Below are 24,272 nucleotides of genomic sequence, written 5' to 3' on the forward strand. Positions count from 1 at the left end.
CCCCGACACCGAAGTGTGCCGGGGCGTTCGCTTTCCGAACCCTGGGCGAAGATCCGGACCCTTGAAGGTCCGGATCCCGGACAGGTCCTGAAAGGACCTCAGTCCTCCGCCGGCTTCGAGGCGGTCGCCGTCTTGGCCGCCGTCTTCGCCGTCGTCTTCTTCGCCGTGGTGGTCTTCTTGGCCGTCGTCTTCTTCGCGGTCGTGGTCTTCTTCGCCGCGGTCTTCTTGGCCGTCGTCTTCTTCGCCGGGGCCTTCTTGGCCGCCTTCTTGGCGGTCTTCTTCGCCGGCCCCTTCGCGCGCTTCTCGGCGAGCAGCTCGAAGCCGCGCTCCTGGGTGATCGTCTCGACGCTGTCGCCGGAGCGCAGGGTCGCGTTGGTCTCCCCGTCGGTGACGTACGGCCCGAAGCGGCCGTCCTTCACGACGACCGGCTTGCCGCTGACCGGGTCCTCGCCCAGCTCCTTCAGCGGCGGCTTGGCGGCCGCCCGGCCCCGCTGCTTGGGCTGGGCGTAGATCGCCAGCGCCTCTTCCAGCGTGATCGTGAAGAGCTGCTCCTCGGCCTGGAGCGAGCGCGAGTCCGTGCCCTTCTTCAGGTACGGGCCGTAGCGGCCGTTCTGCGCGGTGATCTCCTGGCCCTCGGCGTCGGCGCCGACGACACGCGGCAGCGACATCAGCTTCAGGGCGTCGTCGAGCGTCACCGTGTCCAGGGACATCGTCTTGAAGAGGGAGGCCGTACGCGGCTTGACCGCGTTCTTGCCCGTCTTCGGGGTGCCCTCGGGGAGGATCTCCGTCACATACGGGCCGTAGCGGCCGTCCTTGGCGACGATCGTGTGGCCGGTGGCCGGGTCGGGGCCCAGTTCGTAGTCGCCGCTCGGCTTGGCGAGCAGTTCCTCGGCGAGGTCGACGGAGAGCTCGTCCGGCGCCAGGTCGTCCGGGATGTCGGCGCGCTGGTGCTGCTCGGTGTCCTTCTCACCGCGCTCGATGTACGGCCCGTAGCGGCCGACCCGCAGCACGATGTCGTTGCCCACGGGGAACGACGACACCTCGCGGGCGTCGATCGCGCCCAGGTCGGTCACCAGCTCCTTGAGGCCGCCGAGGTGGTCCCCGTCGCCGTTGCCGGCGTCGGCGGCACCGCCCTCGACGCCCGCGGCGGAGCCGCTGTCGGATGCCGTCTCACCGAAGTAGAACCGCTTCAGCCACGGCACGGCACGCGCCTCACCGCGGGCGATGCGGTCGAGGTCGTCCTCCATCTTGGCGGTGAAGCCGTAGTCGACGAGCCGCCCGAAGTGCTTCTCCAGGAGGTTGACCACGGCGAAGGACAGGAAGGACGGGACGAGTGCCGTGCCCTTCTTGAAAACATAGCCGCGGTCGAGGATCGTGCCGATGATCGACGCGTACGTCGACGGGCGGCCGATCTCGCGCTCTTCCAGCTCCTTGACCAGGGAGGCCTCGGTGTAGCGGGCCGGGGGCTTGGTGGCGTGCCCGTCGACCGTGATCTCCTCGGCGCTCAGGGCGTCGCCCTCGGAGACCTGGGGCAGCCGGCGCTCGCGGTCGTCGAGCTCGGCGTTCGGGTCGTCGGCGCCTTCGACGTAGGCCTTGAGGAAGCCGTGGAAGGTGATCGTCTTGCCGGACGCGCTGAACTCGACGTCCCGGCCGTCGGAGGCCGCGCCGCCGATCTTCACCGTGACGCTGTTGCCGGTCGCGTCCTTCATCTGGGAGGCGACGGTCCGCTTCCAGATCAGCTCGTAGAGCTTGAACTGGTCGCCGGTCAGTCCGGTCTCGGCGGGAGTGCGGAAACGATCACCCGAGGGGCGGATCGCCTCGTGCGCCTCCTGCGCGTTCTTGACCTTCCCGGCGTACGTCCTCGGCTGCGGCGGCAGGTAGTCGGCGCCGTACAGCTGCGTGACCTGGGCGCGGGCGGCGGCGACCGCCGTGTCGCTCAGGGTCGTGGAGTCCGTACGCATGTAGGTGATGTAGCCGTTCTCGTACAGCTTCTGCGCGACCTGCATGGTGGCCTTCGCACCGAAGCCGAGCTTGCGGCTGGCCTCCTGCTGCATCGTCGTCGTACGGAACGGGGCGTACGGCGAGCGGCGGTAGGGCTTGGACTCGACGGAGCGGACGGCGAACCGGGTCTGCTCCAGGGCGGCGGCCAGGGCGCGGGCGTTCGCCTCGTCGAGGTGCAGGGTGTTCGCGCTCTTCAGCTGTCCCAGGGAGTCGAAGTCGCGGCCCTGCGCGACCCGCCTGCCGTCGACGGACTGCAGGCGCGCGACCAGCGACGACGGGTCCGACGAGTCACCGGCGCGGCCGGATGGGGGTCCCCCCGCTCGAGCGAAGTCGAGAGTGGGGGAGAAGGTGCCCGTCAGGTCCCAGTACTCAGCTGAACGGAAGGCGATGCGCTCGCGTTCCCGCTCGACGACGAGTCGTGTGGCGACCGACTGGACACGGCCCGCGGACAGCCGCGGCATGACCTTCTTCCACAGGACCGGCGAGACCTCGTAGCCGTAGAGGCGGTCGAGGATGCGGCGGGTCTCCTGGGCGTCGACGAGCTTCTGGTTGAGCTGGCGCGGGTTGGCCACGGCGGCCTGGATCGCGGCCTTGGTGATCTCGTGGAAGACCATCCGCTTGACCGGGACCTTGGGCTTCAGGACTTCCTGGAGGTGCCAGGCGATGGCCTCGCCCTCGCGGTCCTCATCGGTGGCGAGGAAGAGTTCGTCGGACTCCTTCAGCAGGTCCTTGAGCTTCTTGACCTGGGCCTTCTTGTCGGCGTTGACCACATAGATCGGCTGGAAGTCGTGTTCGACGTCCACACCGAGGCGGCGGACCTCGCCGGTGTACTTCTCGGGCACCTCCGCGGCGCCGTTGGGAAGGTCGCGGATGTGCCCGACGCTCGCCTCGACGATGTATCCGGGGCCGAGATAGCCCTTGATCGTCTTCGCCTTGGCAGGCGACTCGACGATGACGAGTCGGCGGCCGCCCTCTGCGGTCTCGCTGGTCGGGGACAACTTCGCTCTTCTCTCCGGTCGACGCTGGGGCCTCCCCGGAGTCGCTTGCCCGGGGCTGGGTCGTGGGTGACGCTGCGGAGTGTGACGGTACAGCCCGCCCCCGTGTCAAACGGGAAAAGCCCGCAACGGCCACTCGAACGGTAACCCGACTACCACCATTCCTGCCGCCCGGAGTGCCCGTACCCGGCCCGGTCCTATGCGGAGCGCGACCTCCCGATTACCGGCGGGCGCGACGTCGGCCGGGGCTTCAGAGGCGGGTGAAGCACCAGGTTCCGACCACCAGGGCGAGCACCGCGACGACGCTCGCGAGGGTCGCCGACGCGACGGGCCTCACACCCTCGGCGACGGGCCTGTGCTGGCGCACGCGCGTCACGGTCCACGCCAGCAGTCCGCCTCCGAACAGGGAGAACACCGCTCCCGCGAAGATCGCCGGTTCGCTCTCCATGGCCCCCGTGCCCCTTTTCCCCAGTCCGCGACTCCTCAGCCCCGGGAGGCTGACACGCGTGGGCGGCGGGCAGGCGAACCGTAGGTGAACGCCGGGGCGACGCGGCCGGGGATCGAGGAGGACCCGGCCCTCGGAACCCGTTCGGGACGAGGTGTTCAAATCGACTCGAAATTTATTGGCGGATCTTGGCGGATGTCTTGGCGGATGTCTGGCGGATGGCTTGGCGGATGTCTTTCCGCCGGGTCCTCAGCGCACCGGCTCCAGGAACCCCTGCTCGACGAGCAGCCGGATCTGGGCCGGTGTGCGATCGCGGAGCAGCACCGGGTCCTCGCCGATCAGCTGGGCGATGGCGTCAAGGATGCGGCCGGCGCTCATCGTGCCGTCGCAGACGCCCGCGAAGCCCGCCCCGACCGTGTCCACCCGGGTCGCCCGGCGCATCCCGCGGTTCTGGCGCAGCACGACATGCTCGGGGTCCTCGGCGCCGGGCAGCCCGACCTGCTCCTGCACGACCTCGGCGGCCAGCCGGAAGTGCCCTTCGAGCAGGGCGGCGTCGTCGTGGCCGCGGAGGTGGTCGAGCCGGTCGAAGTGGGCCTTGATGGTGTCCCCGAGCGGCTGCTCGACCGGATGCGGCCACTCCTCCACCGTGAGGGAGGGCACGGCGGCGCCCGTCCTGCGCAGGGTGATCCAGCCGAAGCCGACGGCCTTCACCTTGCGCGCCTCGAACTCGTCGAGCCATGCGTCGTACCGCGCCTGGTACTCCGCCGTGTCGCCCTCGTGGTCGCCCGCGTCCCGCAGCCACAGCTCGGCGTACTGATTGATGTCCTGCACCTCGCGCTGCACGATCCACGCGTCACAGCCCCGGGGCACCCATGACCTGAGCCGGTCCTGCCAGTCCTCCCCTTCCACGTGCTGCCAATTGGCGAGGAACTGCGCGAACCCGCCCTCGTTCAGCCGCTCCCCCGCCTCCGAAACGAGCGTGCGGCACAGATCGTCCCCGCCCATGCCACCGTCGCGGTAGGTGAGCCGGGCACCGGGAGAGATCACGAACGGCGGGTTCGAGACGATCAGGTCGTACGTCTCGTCGTCCCGGACCGGGGTGAAGAGGGAGCCCTCGCGCAGCTCGGCGGCCGGGGCGCCGGACAGGGCCAACGTGAGACCGGTGATGTGCAGCGCGCGCGGGTTGAGGTCGGTGGCCGTCACGCGCGTGGCGTGCCGGGCCGCGTGCAGCGCCTGGATGCCGGAACCGGTGCCGAGGTCGAGGGCGGCGCCCACGGGCGTACGGACGGTGATGCCGGCGAGGGTCGTGGAGGCGCCGCCTACGCCCAGGACGACTCCCTCGTCGCGGCTGCCGATCCCGCCGGCGCCGCCGACCGCGCAGCCCAGGTCCGACACGATGAACCAGTCCTCGCCGCCGGGCCCGCCGTAGGGCCGCACGTCGACCGTGGCGGCGATCTCGTCGCCCGCTCGCTCGAGCCAGCCGGTCTCCAGGCAGGCGTCGACAGGCAGGACGTCCGCCACGCGCGCGTGCGGCACGGGCTGCTGGAGCAGGAACAGCCGGACGAGCATCTCCAGCGGTGTGTCCCCGCGGGTCGCCCGGAGCGCGGGCACGGTCTCGCTCCGGGCCAGCGCCGCGTACGCGGGGGCGCCGAGCAGTTCGAGCAGTCCGTCGGCGGTGAAGGAGGCCCCGAGCAGGGCGTCCCGGAGCCGGGCGGCGACCTCGGGGCGGTCGGGGGCGGGCAGCGGGGACAAGGGTGACTGGCTGGCGTTACTCACGCCCCCCATTGTGTCCGCAGGCGCCGGTGGCGCACGTGCCCGTGCCGGGTATTGCGCGGGCCTGTACGGCTCGGCTCAGCCGTCACTTCCCGACTCAGCCGTCACTTCCCGACTCAGCCGTCACTTCCGGACGAACGGTCACTCCCGGCCCAGCCGTCACTTCCGACTGAGCCGTCACTCCCGGACGAACGGTCACTCCCGGCCCAGCCGTCACTTCCGACTGAGCCGTCACTCCCGGACGAGCGGTCACTCCCGGCTGAGCCGTCACTCCCGGCTCAGCCGTCGCGGGCCCCTCCCCAACGGCCGGATCAGGTCGCGGACGCCGGTCCCGTCGCCGCCTTGCAGCTCGTCTGCCGGGCCATCGCCTGGCCGACCTCGCCCTCCTCCAGCTTGCTGAGCGCGTCGTTCCCGCTCTTGCTCAGCTTGTCCAGCTCGGTGGCGATGTCCTTGAGACCGTCGGCGAACTTGCCCTGGTCCTTCGTGTCGAGGTCGTCGACCTGCTTCTTCAGCGAGGCGTACGACGCGGAGATCGTGTTGAGCTCCTTGACCGCGTCCTTCTGCTTCGTCTCGCCGTTCTCGACGTCCGGCGCGCCGGCCTTGTTCACCGCGGTGCCGATCGCCTTGTAGGCGTCGGACATGTCCTGGAAGGCCTGTGCGTCGGTCTTCTGGACGTCCTCCGGTGTGCTGTTGTCCGAGGTCTCCTTCTGGATCGAGGCATTGGCCGACTCGATCTTCTTGGCCTGCGGCTGTACGGCGTCGCAGACGTCCTTGGCCCAGGAGTCCAGCTTCTCGTTCTCGTCGCCGCCGCAGCCCGACAGCGCCAGTACCAGTACCGCACCGCCGGACAGTGCGGCCGCGAGCTTCTTGTTCACCGGTTTGGTCCCTTCCATGGCTCTCGGCCCCGGAACATACACGCCAGGGGCACGGCAACCGCACGCCGAGAACCTATTAAGACCTTTTTGTTACCTTTTGATCCGGGCGAGACAAGGCTCACGATGTGGCGTGCGAACACACAGGGCGGGCGGGCGACGCGCCAACGCGCGCCGCCCGCCCGCACCTTGAGCTGGGGCTTGACGAACCTCCCTACGAAACCACCGCCGGATCCGGAGACTTGGGTTCCGGCTCGGCGTTGTTTTCGTCACCTACGGCGATGCCGCGCCGTTTTGACACGTAGACCGCGCCGGCGATCACAGCGAACGCGAGCGCCGCGATCAGGATCCGCATGCCGATGCTCTTGTCCGGGCCGTAGGAGAACTTGATCACTGCGGGCGCGATGAGCAGCGAGACCAGGTTCATGACCTTGAGCAACGGGTTGATCGCGGGACCGGCGGTGTCCTTGAACGGGTCGCCGACGGTGTCGCCGATCACGGTCGCGGCATGGGCCTCGCTGCCCTTGCCTCCGTGATGACCGTCCTCGACGAGCTTCTTGGCGTTGTCCCAGGCGCCGCCGGAGTTGGCCAGGAACACCGCCATCAGCGTGCCCGCGCCGATCGCGCCCGCCAGGAACGCGCCGAGCGGACCGACGCCGAGCGTGAACCCGATGAAGATCGGCGCCAGCACGGCCAGCAGTCCGGGCGTGGCGAGCTCTCGCAGCGCGTCCTTGGTGCAGATGTCGACGACCTTGCCGTACTCCGGCTCCTCGCTGTAGTCCATGATCCCGGGCTTCTCGCGGAACTGCCGCCGCACCTCGAAGACCACGGAACCCGCCGACCGCGACACCGCGTTGACCGCCAGCCCCGAGAAGAGGAAGACGACCGCCGCGCCCGCGATGAGGCCCACGAGGTTGTTGGGCTGCGAGATGTCCATCATCAGGCTCATCGGGGCCCCTTCGCCCCCGAGTTTCTCGCCCACGTCGCGTGCCCCGGTGATGATCGCGTCGCGGTACGACCCGAAGAGCGCCGCCGCCGCGAGCACGGCCGTGGCGATCGCGATGCCCTTGGTGATCGCCTTGGTGGTGTTGCCGACCGCGTCCAGGTTGGTGAGCACCTGCGCGCCCGCGCCCTCGACGTCACCGGACATCTCCGCGATGCCCTGCGCGTTGTCGGAGACCGGCCCGAAGGTGTCCATCGCGACGATCACACCGACCGTGGTGAGCAGGCCGGTGCCGGCCAGCGCTACCGCGAACAGCGCCAGCATGATCGACGTACCGCCGAGCAGGAACGCCCCGTACACGCCGAGGCCGATCAACAGGGCGGTGTAGACGGCGGATTCGAGTCCGACGGAGATCCCGGCGAGGACGACGGTGGCCGGACCCGTGAGCGAGGTCTTGCCGATGTCTCTGACGGGCCGGCGGGTGGTCTCGGTGAAGTAGCCCGTCAGTTGCTGGATCAGGGCGGCGAGCACGATGCCGATGGCCACTGCGACGAGGGCGAGGATCCGCGGATCGCCGTCCTTGGCCAGGACGGCGGCATCGGTGACGCCGTCGAGCTCCGAGTACTTGCCCGGCAGGTAGACGAACACGGCCACCGCCACCAGCACGAGCGAGATCACCGCGGAGATGAAGAACCCGCGGTTGATGGCGCTCATGCCGCTGCGGTCGGCGCGCCGGGGCGCCACCGCGAAGATGCCGATCATCGCGGTGATCACACCGATCGCCGGCACGAGCAGCGGGAAGCCGAGCCCGGCGTCGCCGAAGGCCGCCGAGCCGAGGATCAGCGCGGCGACCAGGGTGACGGCGTACGACTCGAAGAGGTCGGCGGCCATGCCCGCGCAGTCGCCGACGTTGTCGCCCACGTTGTCGGCGATGGTCGCGGCATTGCGCGGATCGTCCTCCGGAATGCCCTGTTCGACCTTGCCGACCAGGTCGGCGCCGACGTCGGCGGCCTTGGTGAAGATGCCGCCGCCGACACGCATGAACATCGCGATCAGCGCGGCCCCGAGGCCGAAGCCCTCGAGCACCTTCGGCGCGTCGGCCGCGTACACCAGCACCACGCACGAGGCGCCCAGCAGGCCGAGGCCCACCGTGAACATGCCGACCACGCCGCCCGTGCGAAATGCGATCTTCATCGCCTTGTGCGAGACCGCGGTCAGATCCTTTTCCGGCTCGCCTGCCGCCGGTGTGGCTTCACGCGCCGCCGCGGCGACACGCACATTGCTGCGTACGGCGAGCCACATGCCGATATAGCCGGTGGCCGCCGAGAACGCCGCTCCGATCAGGAAGAACACCGAACGTCCGGCACGCTGATTCCAGTCGTCCGCGGGCAGCAGCATGAGCAGGAAGAACACGACCACGGCGAATACGCCGAGCGTGCGAAGCTGCCGTGCCAGATAGGCGTTCGCGCCTTCCTGGACCGCCGCCGCGATCTTCTTCATGCTGTCGGTGCCCTCGCCGGCCGCGAGTACCTGGCGCACCAGGACGCCCGCGACCGCCAGTGCCGCCAGTGCGACGACCGCGATGACCACGACGAGAACGCGGTTGCCGTCGGTCAGTACAGCGGCTGCGAGGTCTGTGGGATGGCCCGACTGTGGTGAGTTGAAAAGCCCCGCCATTCGTCCTCCTTGACGCTTGGGCTGAGCTCAAGATGTGGACGGGATTGTAGGTACCGGAACCTGATCAAAACAGAGCGCGATAAACGGAATTAGACTTCCGAGGTAATGCCCTGAAAGCATTCCGAGACGTCCGTGGAGCATACGAATGATCGTGAACGAATTCACGCGATGAACGGCACAGGAACTACTGTAAAGGCGAGCACTGACAGCCGCACATGACGAAGGGCCCCACGGGTGGGGCCCTTCGTCAGGAACGGTGTGTGGCGTGGCCGGTTCAGACCAGAATCGTCGGCGGCGGCGTGGTCGGCCACGTCATCTTGATCGATCCGCCGTGCTCGCCCGCGCTGACCTCGACGTCGTCGACGAGTCCGCTGATGACCGCGAGGCCCATCTCGTCCTCGTCGGCTTCCCCGTCGGGGTCGCCGGGGCCGGGCGCGTGCTCACCCGGTACCGCGTGCGGGGCCTCGTCGCCGACCTCGATGGAGAACTGCTTCTCCTCCTCGATCAGCAGCACCTTCACCGGTGCCGAGATCCCCACGGTCTGGTGCAGCCCGACGGCACGGGTGCACGCCTCACCGACGGCGAGCCTGACCTCGTCGAGGACGGCCTCGTCCACTCCGGCCCTGCGCGCCACCGCTGCCGCCACCAGTCGGGCGGTCCTGACGTGCTCGGGCAGCGCGCTGAAGCGGAGCTCAACGGTGGCCATGCATCCCCCTCGCAACTACGGGCGTGCTGTGGGGAGGCTCCGGGCCGCCGAAAGCCCGGGCCCCCTCGGTCTTCACTTCTTCCGAACTTCTGCCGTGCTTCGGCCGGCCCGGGCACGAAGCCCGGGACCGGTGTCAGTCGGTGGCCGCAACCGCTTCCTCGACCGAGGTGTGAATCGGGAACACCTTGGTGAGGCCGGTGATACGGAAGATCTTCAGAATGCGCTCCTGGTTGCAGACCAGGCGCAGGGAGCCCTCATGGGCTCGCACACGCTTCAGGCCGCCGACCAGTACGCCGAGTCCGGTGGAGTCGAGGAAGTCCACGCCCTCCATGTCGACGACAAGGTGGAAACTGCCGTCGTTCACCAGCTCGACCAACTGCTCGCGCAGCTTGGGCGCGGTATATACGTCGATTTCGCCACCGACCCTGACGATCGTGCGATCGCCCATGGTCTCGGTCGACAGGGACAGGTCCACGGATCCTCCAGCACCTTGCTATCGAGCGGTCGCCCTAAGGGCACTCGGCTTCAGCCCTTGGACGCTTCGCCAGCCGCGATGGCATTCAATCACTTACCGGCAGGCGTGCACGACGCCTTGGCTCCATTGTCCGTCACGCCAGTGACACACTCGGTGCCGATGGCCAAGAATCACCGATCCGATCGAACCCCGACGGACCCTGCCTCCCGACCCGCGCCGGGCGTGGTCCTGGACCGGCTCACATCCGGTCCGAGCAGGGCTTCGCGTGTTACTCATACGGAGCACTTGCCCCCGCGCGAGGGTCGGCATGCCGTCTGGCCGGACCGGATCCGCGCGGAGGTGCTCGCCGCCGTGCGCGCCGCCGGCATCGAACACCCTTGGGCCCATCAGGCGCGCGCGGCCGAGCACGCGCTGGACGGCGAGTCGGTCGTCGTCGCGACGGGCACGGCCTCCGGCAAGTCCCTGGCGTACCTCGTGCCGGTCCTGTCCGCCCTTCTGGAGGGCGCCGAGGCCCCGAACGGCCGTGGCGCGACCACCCTCTATCTGGCTCCCACCAAGGCCCTTGCGGCGGACCAGTGCCGCTCGGTGAAGGAACTTTCACATCCACTGGGCCATTCGGTGCGCGCGGCCGTCTACGACGGCGACACTCCGTTCGAGGAACGCGAGTGGATCCGCCAGTACGGCAACTACGTCCTGACCAACCCGGACATGCTGCACCGCGGGATCCTTCCGTCCCACCCCCGCTGGTCCTCCTTCCTGAAATCGCTGAAATACGTCGTCATCGACGAGTGCCACACCTACCGCGGCGTGTTCGGCTCGCACGTCGCCCAGGTGCTGCGCCGGCTGCGCCGCCTGTGCGCCCGTTACGGGGCCTCGCCCGTGTTCCTGCTGGCCTCAGCGACCGCCGCCGAGCCCTCGGTGGCGGCCCGCCGCCTCACCGGCCTGCCGGTGCTGGAGGTCGCCGACGACGCCTCACCTCGCGGCGAACTGGTGTTCGCCCTGTGGGAGCCGCCGCTGACCGAGCTGCACGGCGAGAAGGGCGCCCCCGTCCGCCGCACGGCCACCGCGGAGGCCGCCGACCTGCTGACCGACCTCACCGTGCAGGGCGTGCGCTCGGTCGCCTTCGTGCGCTCCCGGCGCGGCGCCGAGCTGATCTCGGTCATCTCCCAGGAGCGTCTGGCCGAGGTCGACCGGTCGCTGGCCCGGCGTGTCGCGGCGTACCGGGGCGGCTATCTCCCGGAAGAGCGCCGCGCACTCGAACACGCCCTCCATTCGGGTGAACTCCTGGGCCTCGCCGCGACGAACGCCCTCGAACTCGGCATCGACATCTCCGGTCTGGACGCCGTCGTCATCGCCGGATACCCGGGCACCCGCGCCTCCCTGTGGCAGCAGGCGGGCCGGGCCGGACGCTCCGGGCAGGGGGCGCTGGCCGTCCTGGTGGCCCGCGACGACCCGCTGGACACCTTCCTGGTCCACCACCCGGAGGCCCTCTTCGACCAGCCCGTCGAGTCCACGGTCCTCGACCCGGACAACCCCTATGTGCTGGCCCCGCACCTGTGCGCGGCCGCCGCGGAACTGCCCCTGACGGACGAGGACCTCGACCTGTTCGGCCCGGCCAGCGAAGGCCTTCTGCCCCAGCTGGAGGCGGCCAAGCTGCTGCGCCGCCGTACCAAGGCCTGGCACTGGACCCGCCGCGAGCGCGCCGCCGACCTGACCGACATCCGCGGCGAGGGCGGACGCCCGGTCCAGGTCGTCGAGACCGGCACGGGCCGGCTGCTCGGCACGGTCGACGCCGGCGCCGCGCACTCGACGGTGCACGAAGGCGCCGTGCACCTCCACCAGGGCCGCACCTACCTGGTCCGCTCCCTGGACATGGAGGACTCCGTCGCCCTCGTCGAGGAGGCCGCCCCGCCCTACTCCACGGTCGCCCGCGACACGACGTCGATCTCCGTCCTGGAGACGGACACCGAGATCCCCTGGGGCGACGGCCGCCTCTGCTACGGCTCCGTCGAGGTCACCAACCAGGTCGTCTCCTTCCTCCGCAGACGGCTCATCACCGGTGAAGTGCTGGGCGAGACGAAACTCGACCTCCCTCCTCGTACGCTGCGCACCCGGGCCGTGTGGTGGACCGTCACCGAGGACCAACTCGACCGGGCCCGGATCAATCCGGAGATCCTCGGGGGCTCCCTGCACGCCGCCGAGCACGCCTCGATCGGCCTGCTGCCCCTCTTCGCGACCTGCGACCGCTGGGACATCGGCGGCGTGTCGATCCCGCTCCATCCCGACACACTGCTGCCCACGGTCTTCGTCTACGACGGCCACCCCGGCGGCGCGGGCTTCGCGGAGCGCGCCTTCCACACGGCCCGCACCTGGCTGACCGCCACCCGCCAGGCCATCGCCTCCTGCGAGTGCGACGCCGGCTGCCCGTCCTGCATCCAGTCCCCCAAGTGCGGCAACGGCAACGACCCATTGCACAAGAGGGGGGCGGTGCGGCTGCTCACTGTGCTGCTGGAGGGCGCCCCCGAGGAGAAGGAGGCGGAGGAGACGGAGGAGCGGCCTACCGGAGGCCCGGAGAAGCCGTCGGAGGACCGGCCGGCGCCCTCCTCGCCGCCGACGCGAGCTACGGAGGAGCCGCCGGAAGCCGCTCCAGGGGAGTCGACGGAGCAGCCGTCGGAAGCGGCTCCAGGGAGGCCGACGGAGGCCCCGCCCGCGCCCTGACCTCCGCCGTGAACGGCCCTCGCCCGGACGCCGCCGTGACGTCCGAGACATCGCCGACCACCTCGCACCGCACGAGCCGCACCCCCTGTGCCCGGGCCACCCCGCCCGCCCGGGCACAGGCCGCCGTACCGCCCTCGGCCCAGTGGTCCGCCGCCGCGAGCGCCGCGAGATCCGCACCGCCCGCCGCACGGTGCCGGATCGCGACGGCCTGTCCCAGCGCGAGGACGACGCCGAACACCACACACAGGACGGCGATCGCCCCGACGCTCCAGACGGTGGCGGAACCCCGGTCCGAGACGTCGCGTGTCATGACCCGGCGTCTCATGTGCCCACCGCCTCCTCCACCGACGCCACGGCCTCCTCGCGCACGGCGAAGGGCAGCCCGCTCAACCCCGGCGGTGCGGCCACGACGATCACCCGGACGTGTTCCGCCTCCCGGCTGACGGTCACCTTCGCGCCGGGCGGTGCCGCCTCGCGGGTCAGCCGCACGACCGCGCCGGGCGGGTCCTGGCGGGCCGCGGCGCGAGCGCCCGTCCGCGCCGCGTCCACGCACTGGATCTGCGCGGCCACGGCCAGCAGACCGCACACCAGCGCCATCGCGAACATCACCAGCACGGGCAGCACCACGGCCGACTCCGCCGTGACGAACCCCCGGTCCGAATCCCGCTCACATCCGCGCATTGAGGGCTTCCGTCACGATGCTCTGCAGCTCCCCGCTGACCGCGCCGCTGGTGACGACCTTGTAGAGCACCACCGCGAACGCCACCGCCGCCACGATTCCCATCGCGTACTCGGACGTGACCATTCCCGCGTCCCTCCGCGCCGCCCGCATTCCGCACACCAGGGCACGCAGCCGTGCCCGTACCGCCTGATACATCTCAACCTCCGTGAAAAAGTCCGAACTTCCTTCGGGTCCTGCTGACTTCTGTCGCTGTCTCCGGCTGTCTCGGCCCGTATCCGCGTCATCCACCACCTCCTCCGAGCACCCCGCCCGCGAGCCCGATCACCACGGGCAGCACGCCGACCGCGATGAACGCGGGCAGGAAGCACAGCCCGACCGGAGCGCTGACCATGACGCCCGCCCGGCGGGCCCGGGCCGTCGCGGCGCGGCCCCAGTCGGCCCGGGCCTCCGCGGCGAGCCGTGCGACCGGTGCGGCGGCGGGCAGTCCGGACACTCCGGCCCGTTCGAGCAGCCGGGCCAGGCCCGCTGCGCCCGGGACGGCGGCCAGCCGCACCCAGGCCGCGCCCGGTTCACCGCCCAGCCGGACCTCCGCCGCGCCACGCGCCAAGGCGTCGCCCACGGGGCCGCCCAGGGCCTCTCCCACCGCCTGTGCCGCGATCACCGGGCCGGCACCCGCCGCGATGCAGGCCGCCAGCAGATCGGCGGCGAGGGGGAGTTGCCGAGCCGCCTCGGCGAGATCGGGCGCCCGCGCGTCCGCACCCGCCGCCTCCTGCCGAAGCCGCCAGCGCCACATCCCCACCGCTCCGGCCAGCCCCACGACGACACCGGCGAGGCCACCGACCAGCGCCCAGCCGGCGCACGCCACACCCACAGGAGGCAGCCAAGTCCGTGCAGCAGCCCGGCCCAAGGCGAGGCGCGGGACGGGAGCGGTCGCCTCCCGGGGCGACAGTTCGGCCAGCCGCCGTCGCGTCCTCCTGCGGCGCCGGGCCTCCGTCAGCCACCGCACCGACCACCCGAGGGCCAGCAGGATCCCCACCGTCACCCCCAGCCTGTGGACAACTTCCCCGCTCATGCCGACTCCTCCGCGCCCCGCACGATCCGCAGCACCCACCACAGCCCCAGGCCCTCCAGCACACCGCCGACCACCAGACAGCCCAGTCCGGCCCCTGTGTGGAGCAGGATGTGGAGGGGGTCGGCGCCGAGGGCGGTGCCGATGAGGAGCCCCAGGGCGGGCAGGCAGGCGAGCATCACCGCCGTGGCCCGGGCGCCCGCCAACTGGGCTCGAAGGTCGGAGCGTTGGTCCCGCTCGGCACGCAGGGCGGCGGCGAGCCGGTCGAGTCCGGCCGCGAGCCCCGCGCCTTGGTCCACGGCCACCCGCCAGCACGCCGCGAGCCCCCGCAGCCCCTCGCCACCCGGTTGCCTGGCCGCCGCCTCGAGCGCGCCCGGCACGTCGCCGCCGAAGCGCGCCGCCGCCAGAACCGTCGCCTGCGCGTCCACCGGTCCGCCGCAGTCCCGCGCGGCCCGCAACAGCGCCTCACCCGGCTGGCGTCCGGCCCTCACCTCCCCGGCGAGCGCCCCGCACAACGCGATCACCGCATCCGCTCGGCGCTCCCGGTCCCGCGCCGCCCGCCCGGCCAGGCGGACCCGCCGCAGCAACGGCACCCCGGCCGCTCCCAGGACGACGGGCAGCACCGACGCGCCGAGTACCGCCAGCACCAGCCCGGCCACCGGCGACCACCACTCGGCCCGCAACCGCCCGCGGACCCGCCGCAGCCCACCGGTCATCCGCCGCCACCCGGACGGCCCACTCCCGACGACCCCGCCGCCCGCGAGCAGCAAGCGCGCCCGAGGCGCCACCGAGCCCCGCTCCCCCAACAGCCAGACCGCCGCCCCCATACACGCCACGGCCGCCCCCATCGACATCTCAGCCACCCCTGCCATCACCCGGCCCCCGTCATCGCTCGCCCGCCCGCTGTCACCGGACTCGCCCGCCCGCTGTCACCGGCACAGGGCCGGCCTCCCCCGGCCCGCCGCCACCGCCTTCACCGCGCAGCAGCCCCCGCAGCCGCTCCCACCCCCGTTCGCGCACGAAGGCCTCCGCGCCCCACCGCAGCGCCGGCACCGTCCGCACCAGCCCCGAGGGATCCCGCTCCAGCACATGCACCTCGGCGATCCGCCGCCGCCCGGCCCGGTCGCGTACGAGGTGCAGCACCACGGAGAGGGCTGCCGCGACCTGGCTGTGCAGGGCGGCCCGGTCGAGCCCGGCGGCCGTGCCGAGCGCCTCCAGCCGGGCCGGCACATCGGCGGCGGCGTTGGCGTGGACGGTTCCGCAGCCGCCCTCGTGGCCGGTGTTCAACGCGGCCAGCAGATGCACCACTTCGGGCCCGCGCACCTCGCCCACGACCAGCCGGTCGGGCCGCATCCGCAGTGCCTGGCGCACCAGGTCCTCGAGGGTGACGAGGCCCGCGCCCTCCTGGTTGGCGGGTCTGGTCTCCAGCCGCACCACATGCGGATGCTCCGGCCGCAGTTCCGCCGAGTCCTCGGCGAGGACGATCCGCTCGTCGGGCCCCACCAGCCCCAGAAGGGCACTCAGCAGCGTCGTCTTGCCCGAGCCCGTGCCCCCGCTGACCAGGAAGGACAGCCGTGCGTCGAGCAGGGCGCGCAGCACGCGGTCGCCGCCCGGCGGCACCGTGCCCGCCGCGACCAGCTCGCCGAGGGTGAAGGCACGCGGCCGTACGACCCGAAGTGACAGGCAGGCACAGCCCACGGCCACCGGCGGCAGTACCGCGTGCAGCCGGGTTCCGTCGGGCAGCCGGGCGTCGGCCCAGGGCCGGGCGTCGTCCAGGCGGCGCCCGGCCACGGCGGCGAGGCGCTGGGCGAGTCGTCGTACGGCCGCCGCGTCGGCGAAGCGCACCGACGTCAGTTCCAGTCCGCCGCCCCGGTCCACCCAGACCCGGTCGGGGGCCGACACCAGCACGTCCGTCACCGACGGGTCGGCGAGCAGCGGCTCCAGCGGCCCGCTGCCGACGAGTTCGGACCGCAACTGCGCTGCGGCACCAAGGACTTCGGCGTCTCCGAGCACCCGCCCCTGTTCCCGCAGGGCCTGGGCCACGCGCGCGGGGGTCGGCTCGGATCCGCTCTCGGCCAGCCACCGCCGCACCCCGTCGAGCAGCCCGGCGCCCTCGGCTCCGGACACCGCTTCGGTCATCGCGCTCATGGGGCACCGGCCTCGACGAGGGCCCGCTCCCAGAACCCCTTGCAGAACCGGGCGAGCGGTCCGCGCGGGGCGCCGCCCGGTGGTGTCGTGCCCTGGTCCGGGCGCAGCAGCCCGGGCTCGAGAGGCACCTCACCGGCCAGGGGCAGTCCGAGCAGCCGGGCCACCTCCCGGTCGTCGAGCCCTGGAGAGTACGGCCCGCGGACCGCCACCCGCAGATCGCGCAGGACCATGCCGACAGCGGACGCCACGCGCCCGGCGGCCGCGACGGCCCGTAGCTCGGCGGGTACCACCAGCACGCCGACGTCCAGTTGGGTGAGCACCTCGGCGACGCCGTCGTCGATGCGGCGCGGCAGGTCGACCACGACCGTGCCGCCCCGGCGCCGGGCCGCCGCGAGCACCGCGCGCACCGCCTGGGGCGGGACGGCGATGCGGTCGCCGCGGTCCCAGCTGAGCACCCGCAGCGAGTGCAGCTCGGGCAGCGACTCCTCCAGGGCGCCGCCGCCGACCCGCCCGCGGGAGGAGGCGAACGCGGGCCAGCGCAGCCCTTCGGCCGTCTCACCGCCGAGGAGTACATCGAGTCCGCCGCCCAGCGGATCGGCGTCCACGAGGAGCGTGCGCAGTCCCTCCCGCGCGGAGGTGACGGCCAGCGCGCACGCGAGCGTGGACGCTCCGGCCCCGCCCCGGCCGCCGATGACGCCCACGGTGAGGGCGGGGCGGCCGACGCCCTCGGCCACGTCGGCGATGCGGTCGACGAGCCACTGCTCGCCGTCGGGCAGCATCAGGACGTGCTCGGCGCCGATCTCGACGGCCCGCCGCCACACCCCCGAGTCGTCCTGGTCCCGGCCGACGAGGACGACGCCCCTTCTGTGCACGGCCCCGCGTACCCGCCGCGCGGCGTCGTCGCCCACGAGGACGAGCGGCGCGGCCTCCCAGCTCCCTCTGCGCTGCGGCACTCCGTGGTGCACCTCGGGCGTGGCGCCCGCCGCCGCGCACAGGCGCAGCAGGTCGTCGAGGAGGTCGGTGTCCTCGGTGACGATCAATGGTCCGCCCTGCCGCCCTCCGGCGGCCGGTGGTGGATCGTGTGTGACGGCTCCGGCCACGGTCATCCCCCTTCACTGCTTGCCTCGCGCGGCCCTGGGGCCCCGCGATTCCCGAACATGGGAAGAACCGACAAGGCGGCCTCCCTTTGCATGGCCGACAGAAACCGGCCAAACGCCCCCGGCAATCGGAACCGGCCATGAACTTCGCCGCGAGCGGGGTGCGTGGGAATCACGGTGCAGCGATCCCGGAAATCGTGTGGATCTTGGTGGATAACTGTGGACGCTTGGACAGTTGTGAATATCGCCGTCACCCATACCGGTGACCGCCGCAGGCCCTCTGTGCGACTTCCACAGAGCAGTCCGACGGCTACACAACGTGATGAGTCATGCGCATGACAACATCGCCACCAGGGCCACAGCAGAACGGCGATCAGACCGTTGAAAGAGGGAGAAAACCCACCCGGACATGCGACGACCCCCGCCGGGGGGGAGAGCGGGGGTCGTCCCCACGGCCGACTCGGGGGGGGAGGAGTCGGGCCGGGTTAGCACGGTCGCGAACGATCCGTGACTTCCATGGTGTACCCGAGAGCCCTCTCAGGCAAACCCACGCGCCCCACCTTACGCCGAATGGGCTGCCCCTATGCTCGGGGGCGTGGAAAACCACTCCTTGCCCCGCACAGCGGCCTTCTTTGATCTGGACAAGACGGTCATTGCGAAGTCGAGCACGCTCACCTTCAGCAAGTCGTTCTACCAAGGCGGTCTGATCAACCGCAGGGCTGTCTTGCGCACCGCATATGCCCAGTTCGTCTTCCTGGCCGGCGGCGCCGACCACGACCAGATGGAGCGTATGCGCGCCTACTTGTCCGCGCTGTGCCGCGGCTGGAACGTGCAGCAGGTGAAGGAGATCGTCGCCGAGACGCTGCACGATCTGATCGACCCGATCATCTACGACGAGGCCGCCTCCCTCATCGAGGAGCACCACACCGCCGGCCGCGACGTCGTGATCGTGTCCACATCGGGCGCGGAGGTGGTCGAGCCGATCGGTGAACTCCTCGGCGCGGACCGCGTGGTGGCGACCCGCATGGTCGTGGGCGACGACGGCTGCTTCACCGGCGAGGTGGAGTACTACGCGTACGGCCCGACCAAGGCCGAGGCCATCAGGGAGCTGGCCGCGTCCGAGGGCTACGACCTCAGCCGCTGCTACGCCTACAGCGACTCGGCGACCGACGTCCCGATGCTGGAGTCCGTCGGCAACCCCCATGCCGTCAACCCGGACCGCGCGCTGCGCCGCGAGGCCCTCACGCGCGAGTGGCCGATCCTGGACTTCCACCGCCCCGTCCGGCTCAAGCAGCGCATCCCCGCGTTCTCCGTACCGCCGCGCCCGGCGCTCGTCGCGGTCGCCGCGATAGGTGCCGCTGCGGCCACCGCGGGACTCGTCTGGTACGCGAACCGGCGCCGGGCGACGGTCGCCTGACCCGGGACGACCAGAAGTCCTGTTTGAACGCAAAAGTAAAGAAGTACAGCCTGGACTTCCGCTTGCTGCGGGGCAGGAGTACAAAGGACTCAACGGCCCGCGAGACCAAGGACATCCGAGAGGATCACCTTAAATACGCATTTGGCCCCACGGACCGCGCATGAACACCAGGCACCCACGCGACGTCGACCCGTCGAATACGGGCCAGCCGCACCAGGGACGGGCAAAGTTCCCGACCTGATGGGCATATATCGAGGACGCTTGGTAACCCGGTGCTCATGCCAGCGGCGGTACGAGTTTCTCGTACCGCCGCATATCTTTCCGGCCCCTCCGGTTCCGGGCTTTGGGGACGCGTGTCACGCCGCTCCGCGCTGCAGCGCCTCGCACACCGCCGTCGATTCGCGCGCCCCCAGTTCGACGGCCCTGCCGCAGTGGGCGATCCAGGCGGCCACACCCTCCGGCGTACCGGAGACGTACCCGTCGAGGGCTTCCAGATAGGCGCCGCGGCCCAGTTCGGCGTGGCCGACCTCGGCCGGGCAGACCGACTTCGGGTCCAGGCCGCTGCCGACCAGGACGATGCGCTCGGCCGTACGTGCGACCAGGCCGTTGTGGGAGGTGAAGGGGCGCAGCGCGAGGAGTTCGCCGTGCACGACGGCGGCCGTCACCAGCGCGGGTGCGGTGCCGCCCGCGATGATCAGCCCGGCGAGCCCCTCCAGCCGGCCGTGCGCCTCGGCCGCGCTCGGCAGCGGCAGCGCGACGAGCGGCTCGTCGACCGGCTCGCCCGCCTGCCGGGGCCGTCCCACCTGGTCGTCCTGGCCGGCGGCCGCGACCAGGTGCAGCCGGGCCAGCACCCTCAGGGGTGACTGCCGCCAGATCGACAGCAACTGGCCCGCCTCGGCGGTGAGCCGCAGCGCGGCCCCCACGGTGTGCGCCTCGTCGTCACCGCTGAAGTCCGTACGGCGGCGCACCTCCTCCAGGGCCCAGTCCGCGCCGGACAGCGCCGCCGAGCCGCGGGCGCCGCGCAGGGCCGCCTCGGAGGTGACCGCGTTGCTGCGCCGCCGCATGATCCGGTGCCCGTAGACCCGGTCCACGGCCTTGCGCACGGACTCCACGGACTCGGCCACACCGGGCAGCGCCCCCAGGGTCGCAAGGGGATCGGCGGCCGCACCTGCTGTACTCATGAGTACGACCCTACGCACCCCGGGAGCCCTCCCCATGGCGGAGTGGCCTTCCTCACTGCGCTACCGCTTCGCCGCCGGAGCCCCGGGCACGCCCTTCGGGGCCGGGGCGGGGTCACCCGCGAGGAAGGACGCCCAGCCCTGCTTCGGCTTCTCGCCGACCTTCAGGGAGCGCAGTTTCTCCAGCGTCGCCGGGTCCTGGGCGTCCAGCCAGTCCACGAGCCGGCGGAACGAGACGCAGCGCACCTCTTCCTTGGTGCACACCTCCTCGATGACCTCCTCGACGGCCCGCATGTAGGTGCCGCCGTTCCAGGACTCGAAGTGGTTGCCGATGATCAAGGGCGCGCGGTTGCCGTCGTACGCCCGGGAGAAGCCCTTGAGCAGGCCGTCGCGCATCTGGTCGCCCCAGAATTCGAACTTGTCGGGGTCGCCCTGGGTGGTGGTGCCCGACTGGTTGACCATGAAGTTGTAGTCCATGGTGAGCTGCTCGTAGGAGTGCCCGGGGAAGGGCACGAGCTGCATGGACACGTCCCACAGGCCCTGCTTCCGCTTGGGCCAGACCTGGTCGTTGACGCCGCTGGTGTCGTAGCGGAAGCCCAGTTCGCGGGCGGCCCGCATGAAGTTCCGCTGGCCTTCGAGGCAGGGTGTGCGGGCGCCGATGAGCTCCTTGTCGTAGTCGAAGGGCAGCGGAGAGGCGTTCCGCAGGCCGGTGTTGGTCTTCCAGGACTTCACGAACTGCTTGGCCTGGGCGATCTCGTCCTTCCAGTCCTCCACCGACCACTCGCCGACCCCGCCGCCGCTGCCGCAGAAGTGGCCGTTGAAGTGCGTGCCGATCTCGTTGCCCTCCAGCCACGCCAGGCGCAGTTGCTTCGCGGTGGCGGCGATGCCGCGGCGGTCGTTGAAGCCGATGTCGGAGCGGCCCGGGGAGTGCTGCGGCGGCCGGTAGAGGTCGCGTTTCTCGTCCGGCAGCATGTACACGCCGCTCAGGAAGTACGTCATCGTCGCGTTGTTGGCCTTGGCGACCTCGCGGAAGTGGGAGAACAGCTTCTGGCTGTCCTCGCCCGCGCCGTCCCAGGAGAAGACGACGAACTGCGGGGGCTTCTGGCCGGGCCGCAGCCGTTCGGGCCTGGGCAGGTGGGGCTGGGCGCCGGTGTAGGCGGTGGAGCCGTCTCCGATCAGCCGGACCGCGCTCTTCGGCGCCTGGGCCGGCTTCGCCTTCCGCGGTTCGGGGTCTTCGTGCCGGGAGGTGCCGGTCGAGCAACCGGCGAGCGATGCGGCGCAGACCGCGGCGATCACGGAGCCCGCGGCGATCCTGTAAGTGGCGGCCATGTGTCGCCCACCTTCTTCCTTCTCTCGGGTGCCGACAGCGCCGCCAAATTCGCACGGGACCGAGAAGGAATTAGTACGACAAGCCGATCAAATGGCCACTTCACTCGTCGGGGTGATTTATTCGCCCATTTGCCCGTAAAGTCTATGCCCGCCCTTTACTCTGCATTACGATCCGTTTACCGAGCGTTGATTCATCCCGCCGATTTACGCCGTGACCTACGGCCGCGACCGACCCCCGCCCCGAGCGGGAGCCCCCCTTACGCGACCGCGCAGCCCCGGAGGAGACGGGAAACAATGTCTGCCTGCGTCCCCACACGCGCCGCCGACCCGAACAGGACCGAGCGCACCCACCCGCCCCACAGCCCGCCGCCGACCGGCCCCCGCCGTTTCCGGATCGCGGGTGCCGACGTGTCGGCCTCGATCGCGGTCTTCCTGATCGCCCTGCCCCTGTCCCTGGGCATCGCCCTCGCCACCGGCGCCCCCCTGCAGGCCGGCCTCGTCGCCGCCGCCGTGGGCGGACTCGTCGCCGGACGGCTCGGCGGCTCCGCGCTCCAGGTGAGCGGCCCCGCCGCCGGCCTCACGGTCGTCACCGCCGACCTCATCCTGCGCTACGGCTGGCGGACGACCTGCGCCATCACCGTCCTCGCCGGCCTCGCCCAACTCGGTCTGGGATGCCTGCGCGTGGCCCGCGGCGCCCTCGCCGTCAGCCCCGCCATCGTGCACGGCATGCTCGCCGGCATCGGCGTCACCATCGCCGTGGCGCAGCTGCACATCGTGCTCGGCGGCACACCGCAGAGCTCCGTGCCCGACAACCTCGCCGCGCTGCCCGCCCAGTTGGCACAGATGCGCCCCGCGGCCGTGTCGGTGAGCGCGCTGACCCTGGCCCTGCTGCTGCTCTGGCCGAGACTGCCCGGCCGGGCCGGACGCCTGCTGCGCAAGATCCCGGCCGCGCTCGTCGCCGTGGCCGGAGCCACCGCGGCCGCCGCCCTCGCCGGTCTGCGCCTGCCCAAGGTCGACCTGCCGTCCTGGAGCAACCACGCCCTGGCCGGGCTGCCCGAGGGCCCCGTGCTCGGCCTCGTCGCCGCCGTGCTCACCACCACGCTGGTGTGCAGCGTGCAGTCGCTGCTCGGCGCGGTCGCCGTGGACAAGCTGGTCGCCGGACGTCCCGGCCTGTCGACCCGGGTCGGGCGCTCCAACCTCGACCGCGAACTGCTCGGACAGGGCGCCGCGAACATCGTCTCCGGCTCGCTCGGCGGGCTGCCCATCGCCGGTGTGGCCGTGCGGAGTTCGGCGAATGTGCACGCGGGTGCGGTCAGCCGGAACTCCACGATGCTGCACGGCGTTCTCGTAGTGATCGCCGCCCTGCTGATGGTCCCGCTCCTGGAGCTCATCCCGCTCGCCTCGCTCGCCGCCCTGGTGATGGCCGTCGGCATCCAGATGGTGTCCCTGAACCACATCCGCACGGTGACTCGCCACCGGGAAGTGTGGGTCTACGCCGTCACCACCCTGGGCGTCGTGTCCCTCGGCGTCCTGGAGGGCGTGGCGCTGGGCATCGCCATGGCCGTCGGCGTCGCCCTGCACCGCCTCACCCGCACCCGCATCACGCACAACGAGACGGAAGGAGTCCATCACGTACACGTCAGAGGACAGTTGACGTTCCTCGCGGTGCCACGGCTCAGCCGGACCCTGCATCTCGTACCCCACGGTGCCGACGCCGTCGTCGAGTTGGACGGTTCGTTCATGGACCACGCGGCGTACGAGACCTTGCAGGACTGGCAGAAGACGCACACCGCGCAGGGCGGCAGCGTGGAGGTCGCCGGACGTCATCCCGGCACCCGTGTCTCCGAGCCCCAGGCCCTCACCGACTGCCGTTGCCGGCCCTGGACGCCTTGGCGCAACCACCAGTGCGACCGCCCCGGGTCCGTGCCCCACTCCGAGCACGCCCCGGACGGGACGGACCGCCCCGAGCCGGACCCGGCGGGCCCCGGCGGAGCCAGCGGGCACGAACTGGCGCGTGGCATCAGCGCGTTCCAGCGCAACACCGCACCCCTGGTGCGCAGTGAACTGGCCCGGCTGGCGCGCGAGGGGCAGCGCCCTTCGCAGCTCTTCCTGACCTGCGCCGACTCACGACTGGTCACCTCGATGATCACCTCCAGCGGTCCGGGCGACCTGTTCGTCGTGCGCAACGTGGGCAATCTCGTGCCGCTGCCCGGCGAGGAGAGCGGCGACGACTCGGTGGCCGCCGCGATCGAGTACGCGGTGGAGGTGCTGAAGGTGCGGTCCATCACGGTGTGCGGGCACTCCGGGTGCGGAGCCATGCAGGCGCTGCTCAGCTCCGAACCCGGCGGCACCCGGACCCCGCTCGAGCGCTGGCTGCGGCACGGGCTGCCCAGCCTGGAGCGCGTGACCGACGACAGCCCGCCGTGGGGCAGGCTGGCCGGACGGCCGCCCGAGGGCGCGGTCGAGCAGCTCTGCCTGACCAACGTGGTCCAGCAGTTGGAGCATCTGCGCGCCTACGACTCGGTCGCCCGCGCCCTGAAGGAGGGCGAACTGGAGCTGCACGGCATGTACTTCCATGTGGGCGAGGCCGAGGCGTACCTGCTCACCGAGCCGGACGGCGGCGTCTTCGACCGCGTGCGGGAGGCGGACCTGCCGGCGTGAGCGCGGGGCTCCGTCCCCACGGCAGCCGGGAGATGCGGCGGTCCGCACCCGACGGCCCCTGTCCGGAGCGGGGTCGGGCGAAGGTG

General features: G+C 71.4%; 19 protein-coding genes. 3 read left to right on the top strand and 16 right to left on the bottom strand.

Annotated features, from left to right (window positions below; genetic code table 11):
• Positions 1-98 precede the first annotated feature (98 nt).
• From topA to bldG, 7 genes are all read right to left on the bottom strand, one after another.
• Positions 99-2,999: a type I DNA topoisomerase gene (gene topA, locus NNW99_RS16480; protein ID WP_215119905.1), complete on the bottom strand. Its 2,901-nt coding sequence runs from the start codon at positions 2,997-2,999 to the stop codon at positions 99-101.
• A gap of 247 nt (positions 3,000-3,246) precedes the next feature.
• A complete protein-coding gene (locus tag NNW99_RS16485; protein WP_215119906.1) occupies positions 3,247-3,444 on the bottom strand; it encodes a hypothetical protein in 198 nt (65 codons plus the stop codon).
• A 246-nt stretch (positions 3,445-3,690) separates the two neighbouring features.
• Positions 3,691-5,226, bottom strand: a complete 1,536-nt coding sequence (locus tag NNW99_RS16490; protein ID WP_215119907.1) for a methyltransferase — start codon at positions 5,224-5,226, stop codon at positions 3,691-3,693.
• Positions 5,227-5,525: 299 nt separating this feature from the next.
• Positions 5,526-6,107, bottom strand: a complete 582-nt coding sequence (locus NNW99_RS16495) for a small secreted protein (RefSeq protein WP_215119908.1) — start codon at positions 6,105-6,107, stop codon at positions 5,526-5,528.
• A 193-nt stretch (positions 6,108-6,300) separates the two neighbouring features.
• Positions 6,301-8,706: a sodium-translocating pyrophosphatase gene (locus NNW99_RS16500; protein ID WP_215119909.1), complete on the bottom strand. Its 2,406-nt coding sequence runs from the start codon at positions 8,704-8,706 to the stop codon at positions 6,301-6,303.
• A 274-nt stretch (positions 8,707-8,980) separates the two neighbouring features.
• On the bottom strand, positions 8,981-9,412 hold the full coding sequence (locus tag NNW99_RS16505) for an ATP-binding protein (RefSeq protein ID WP_215119910.1): 432 nt from the start codon (positions 9,410-9,412) through the stop codon (positions 8,981-8,983).
• A 133-nt stretch (positions 9,413-9,545) separates the two neighbouring features.
• Positions 9,546-9,887 carry an anti-sigma factor antagonist BldG gene (gene bldG / locus NNW99_RS16510; RefSeq protein WP_003991900.1) on the bottom strand — a complete coding sequence of 114 codons (342 nt, stop codon included), beginning with the start codon at positions 9,885-9,887 and terminating at the stop codon, positions 9,546-9,548.
• Positions 9,888-9,965: 78 nt separating this feature from the next.
• On the opposite strand from bldG, the gene NNW99_RS16515 reads away from it, so the two are divergent.
• Complete coding sequence (locus tag NNW99_RS16515) at positions 9,966-12,605, top strand: DEAD/DEAH box helicase (RefSeq protein ID WP_251057823.1); 2,640 nt, start codon at positions 9,966-9,968, stop codon at positions 12,603-12,605.
• Here NNW99_RS16515 and NNW99_RS16520 read toward each other — a convergent pair.
• From NNW99_RS16520 to ssd, 7 genes are all read right to left on the bottom strand, one after another.
• A complete protein-coding gene (locus NNW99_RS16520; protein ID WP_215119911.1) occupies positions 12,508-12,930 on the bottom strand; it encodes an Rv3654c family TadE-like protein in 423 nt (140 codons plus the stop codon). The two genes, NNW99_RS16515 and NNW99_RS16520, sit on opposite strands and share 98 nt — an antisense overlap.
• Positions 12,927-13,286 (bottom strand): TadE family type IV pilus minor pilin, encoded by a 360-nt coding sequence (locus NNW99_RS16525; protein ID WP_215119912.1) that lies wholly within the window; start codon positions 13,284-13,286, stop codon positions 12,927-12,929. Before NNW99_RS16525 ends, NNW99_RS16520 begins: the two co-directional genes overlap by 4 nt.
• Positions 13,273-13,482: a DUF4244 domain-containing protein gene (locus NNW99_RS16530; RefSeq protein WP_215119913.1), complete on the bottom strand. Its 210-nt coding sequence runs from the start codon at positions 13,480-13,482 to the stop codon at positions 13,273-13,275. The genes NNW99_RS16525 and NNW99_RS16530 overlap by 14 nt, the downstream gene beginning before the upstream one ends.
• Positions 13,483-13,567: 85 nt before the next feature.
• The gene (locus NNW99_RS16535; RefSeq protein ID WP_215119914.1) at positions 13,568-14,359 is read right to left on the bottom strand and encodes a type II secretion system F family protein; all 792 of its coding nucleotides are present in this window, start codon (positions 14,357-14,359) and stop codon (positions 13,568-13,570) included.
• Positions 14,356-15,228: a type II secretion system F family protein gene (locus NNW99_RS16540; RefSeq protein ID WP_215119915.1), complete on the bottom strand. Its 873-nt coding sequence runs from the start codon at positions 15,226-15,228 to the stop codon at positions 14,356-14,358. The genes NNW99_RS16535 and NNW99_RS16540 overlap by 4 nt, the downstream gene beginning before the upstream one ends.
• Before the next feature lie 34 nt (positions 15,229-15,262).
• Positions 15,263-16,504, bottom strand: a complete 1,242-nt coding sequence (locus tag NNW99_RS16545; RefSeq protein ID WP_215119916.1) for a TadA family conjugal transfer-associated ATPase — start codon at positions 16,502-16,504, stop codon at positions 15,263-15,265.
• Complete coding sequence (gene ssd / locus NNW99_RS16550) at positions 16,501-17,604, bottom strand: septum site-determining protein Ssd (protein ID WP_215119917.1); 1,104 nt, start codon at positions 17,602-17,604, stop codon at positions 16,501-16,503. Before ssd ends, NNW99_RS16545 begins: the two co-directional genes overlap by 4 nt.
• A 580-nt stretch (positions 17,605-18,184) precedes the next feature.
• Here ssd and NNW99_RS16555 point away from each other — a divergent pair.
• Positions 18,185-19,018, top strand: coding sequence for an HAD family phosphatase (locus tag NNW99_RS16555; protein ID WP_215119918.1), 834 nt, complete (start codon positions 18,185-18,187; stop codon positions 19,016-19,018).
• A 356-nt stretch (positions 19,019-19,374) separates the two neighbouring features.
• Here the strand turns inward: NNW99_RS16555 and NNW99_RS16560 are convergent, their stop codons facing one another.
• Together NNW99_RS16560 and NNW99_RS16565 are read right to left on the bottom strand one after the other, a co-directional pair.
• The gene (locus NNW99_RS16560) at positions 19,375-20,199 is read right to left on the bottom strand and encodes an oxidoreductase (protein ID WP_215119919.1); all 825 of its coding nucleotides are present in this window, start codon (positions 20,197-20,199) and stop codon (positions 19,375-19,377) included.
• Between the two features lie 60 nt (positions 20,200-20,259).
• Positions 20,260-21,525: a hypothetical protein gene (locus NNW99_RS16565; RefSeq protein WP_215119920.1), complete on the bottom strand. Its 1,266-nt coding sequence runs from the start codon at positions 21,523-21,525 to the stop codon at positions 20,260-20,262.
• A 294-nt stretch (positions 21,526-21,819) separates the two neighbouring features.
• On the opposite strand from NNW99_RS16565, the gene NNW99_RS16570 reads away from it, so the two are divergent.
• Entirely contained in the window at positions 21,820-24,186 is a 2,367-nt protein-coding gene (locus NNW99_RS16570) for a bifunctional SulP family inorganic anion transporter/carbonic anhydrase (RefSeq protein WP_215119921.1), read from the top strand.
• Positions 24,187-24,272: the final 86 nt, after the last annotated feature.

The sequence above is a fragment of the Streptomyces sp. CRCS-T-1 genome (genome assembly GCF_024442335.1).
Lineage (GTDB): Bacteria > Actinomycetota > Actinomycetes > Streptomycetales > Streptomycetaceae > Streptomyces > Streptomyces koelreuteriae.

What these genes read in the sequence shown, in the direction of transcription:
- NNW99_RS16545 (WP_215119916.1), bottom strand. Translation starts at nt 16,504, where the DNA reads ATGAGCGCGATGACCGAAGCGGTGTCCGGAGCCGAGGGCGCCGGGCTG.
- NNW99_RS16525 (WP_215119912.1), bottom strand. Translation starts at nt 13,286, where the DNA reads ATGCGCGGATGTGAGCGGGATTCGGACCGGGGGTTCGTCACGGCGGAG.
- NNW99_RS16485 (WP_215119906.1), bottom strand. Translation starts at nt 3,444, where the DNA reads ATGGAGAGCGAACCGGCGATCTTCGCGGGAGCGGTGTTCTCCCTGTTC.
- NNW99_RS16515 (WP_251057823.1), top strand. Translation starts at nt 9,966, where the DNA reads ATGGCATTCAATCACTTACCGGCAGGCGTGCACGACGCCTTGGCTCCA.
- NNW99_RS16530 (WP_215119913.1), bottom strand. Translation starts at nt 13,482, where the DNA reads ATGTATCAGGCGGTACGGGCACGGCTGCGTGCCCTGGTGTGCGGAATG.
- NNW99_RS16490 (WP_215119907.1), bottom strand. Translation starts at nt 5,226, where the DNA reads ATGGGGGGCGTGAGTAACGCCAGCCAGTCACCCTTGTCCCCGCTGCCC.
- NNW99_RS16505 (WP_215119910.1), bottom strand. Translation starts at nt 9,412, where the DNA reads ATGGCCACCGTTGAGCTCCGCTTCAGCGCGCTGCCCGAGCACGTCAGG.
- NNW99_RS16560 (WP_215119919.1), bottom strand. Translation starts at nt 20,199, where the DNA reads ATGAGTACAGCAGGTGCGGCCGCCGATCCCCTTGCGACCCTGGGGGCG.
- NNW99_RS16500 (WP_215119909.1), bottom strand. Translation starts at nt 8,706, where the DNA reads ATGGCGGGGCTTTTCAACTCACCACAGTCGGGCCATCCCACAGACCTC.
- NNW99_RS16565 (WP_215119920.1), bottom strand. Translation starts at nt 21,525, where the DNA reads ATGGCCGCCACTTACAGGATCGCCGCGGGCTCCGTGATCGCCGCGGTC.
- NNW99_RS16540 (WP_215119915.1), bottom strand. Translation starts at nt 15,228, where the DNA reads ATGGCAGGGGTGGCTGAGATGTCGATGGGGGCGGCCGTGGCGTGTATG.
- NNW99_RS16520 (WP_215119911.1), bottom strand. Translation starts at nt 12,930, where the DNA reads ATGAGACGCCGGGTCATGACACGCGACGTCTCGGACCGGGGTTCCGCC.
- NNW99_RS16495 (WP_215119908.1), bottom strand. Translation starts at nt 6,107, where the DNA reads ATGGAAGGGACCAAACCGGTGAACAAGAAGCTCGCGGCCGCACTGTCC.
- NNW99_RS16555 (WP_215119918.1), top strand. Translation starts at nt 18,185, where the DNA reads ATGCTCGGGGGCGTGGAAAACCACTCCTTGCCCCGCACAGCGGCCTTC.
- NNW99_RS16570 (WP_215119921.1), top strand. Translation starts at nt 21,820, where the DNA reads ATGTCTGCCTGCGTCCCCACACGCGCCGCCGACCCGAACAGGACCGAG.
- NNW99_RS16535 (WP_215119914.1), bottom strand. Translation starts at nt 14,359, where the DNA reads ATGAGCGGGGAAGTTGTCCACAGGCTGGGGGTGACGGTGGGGATCCTG.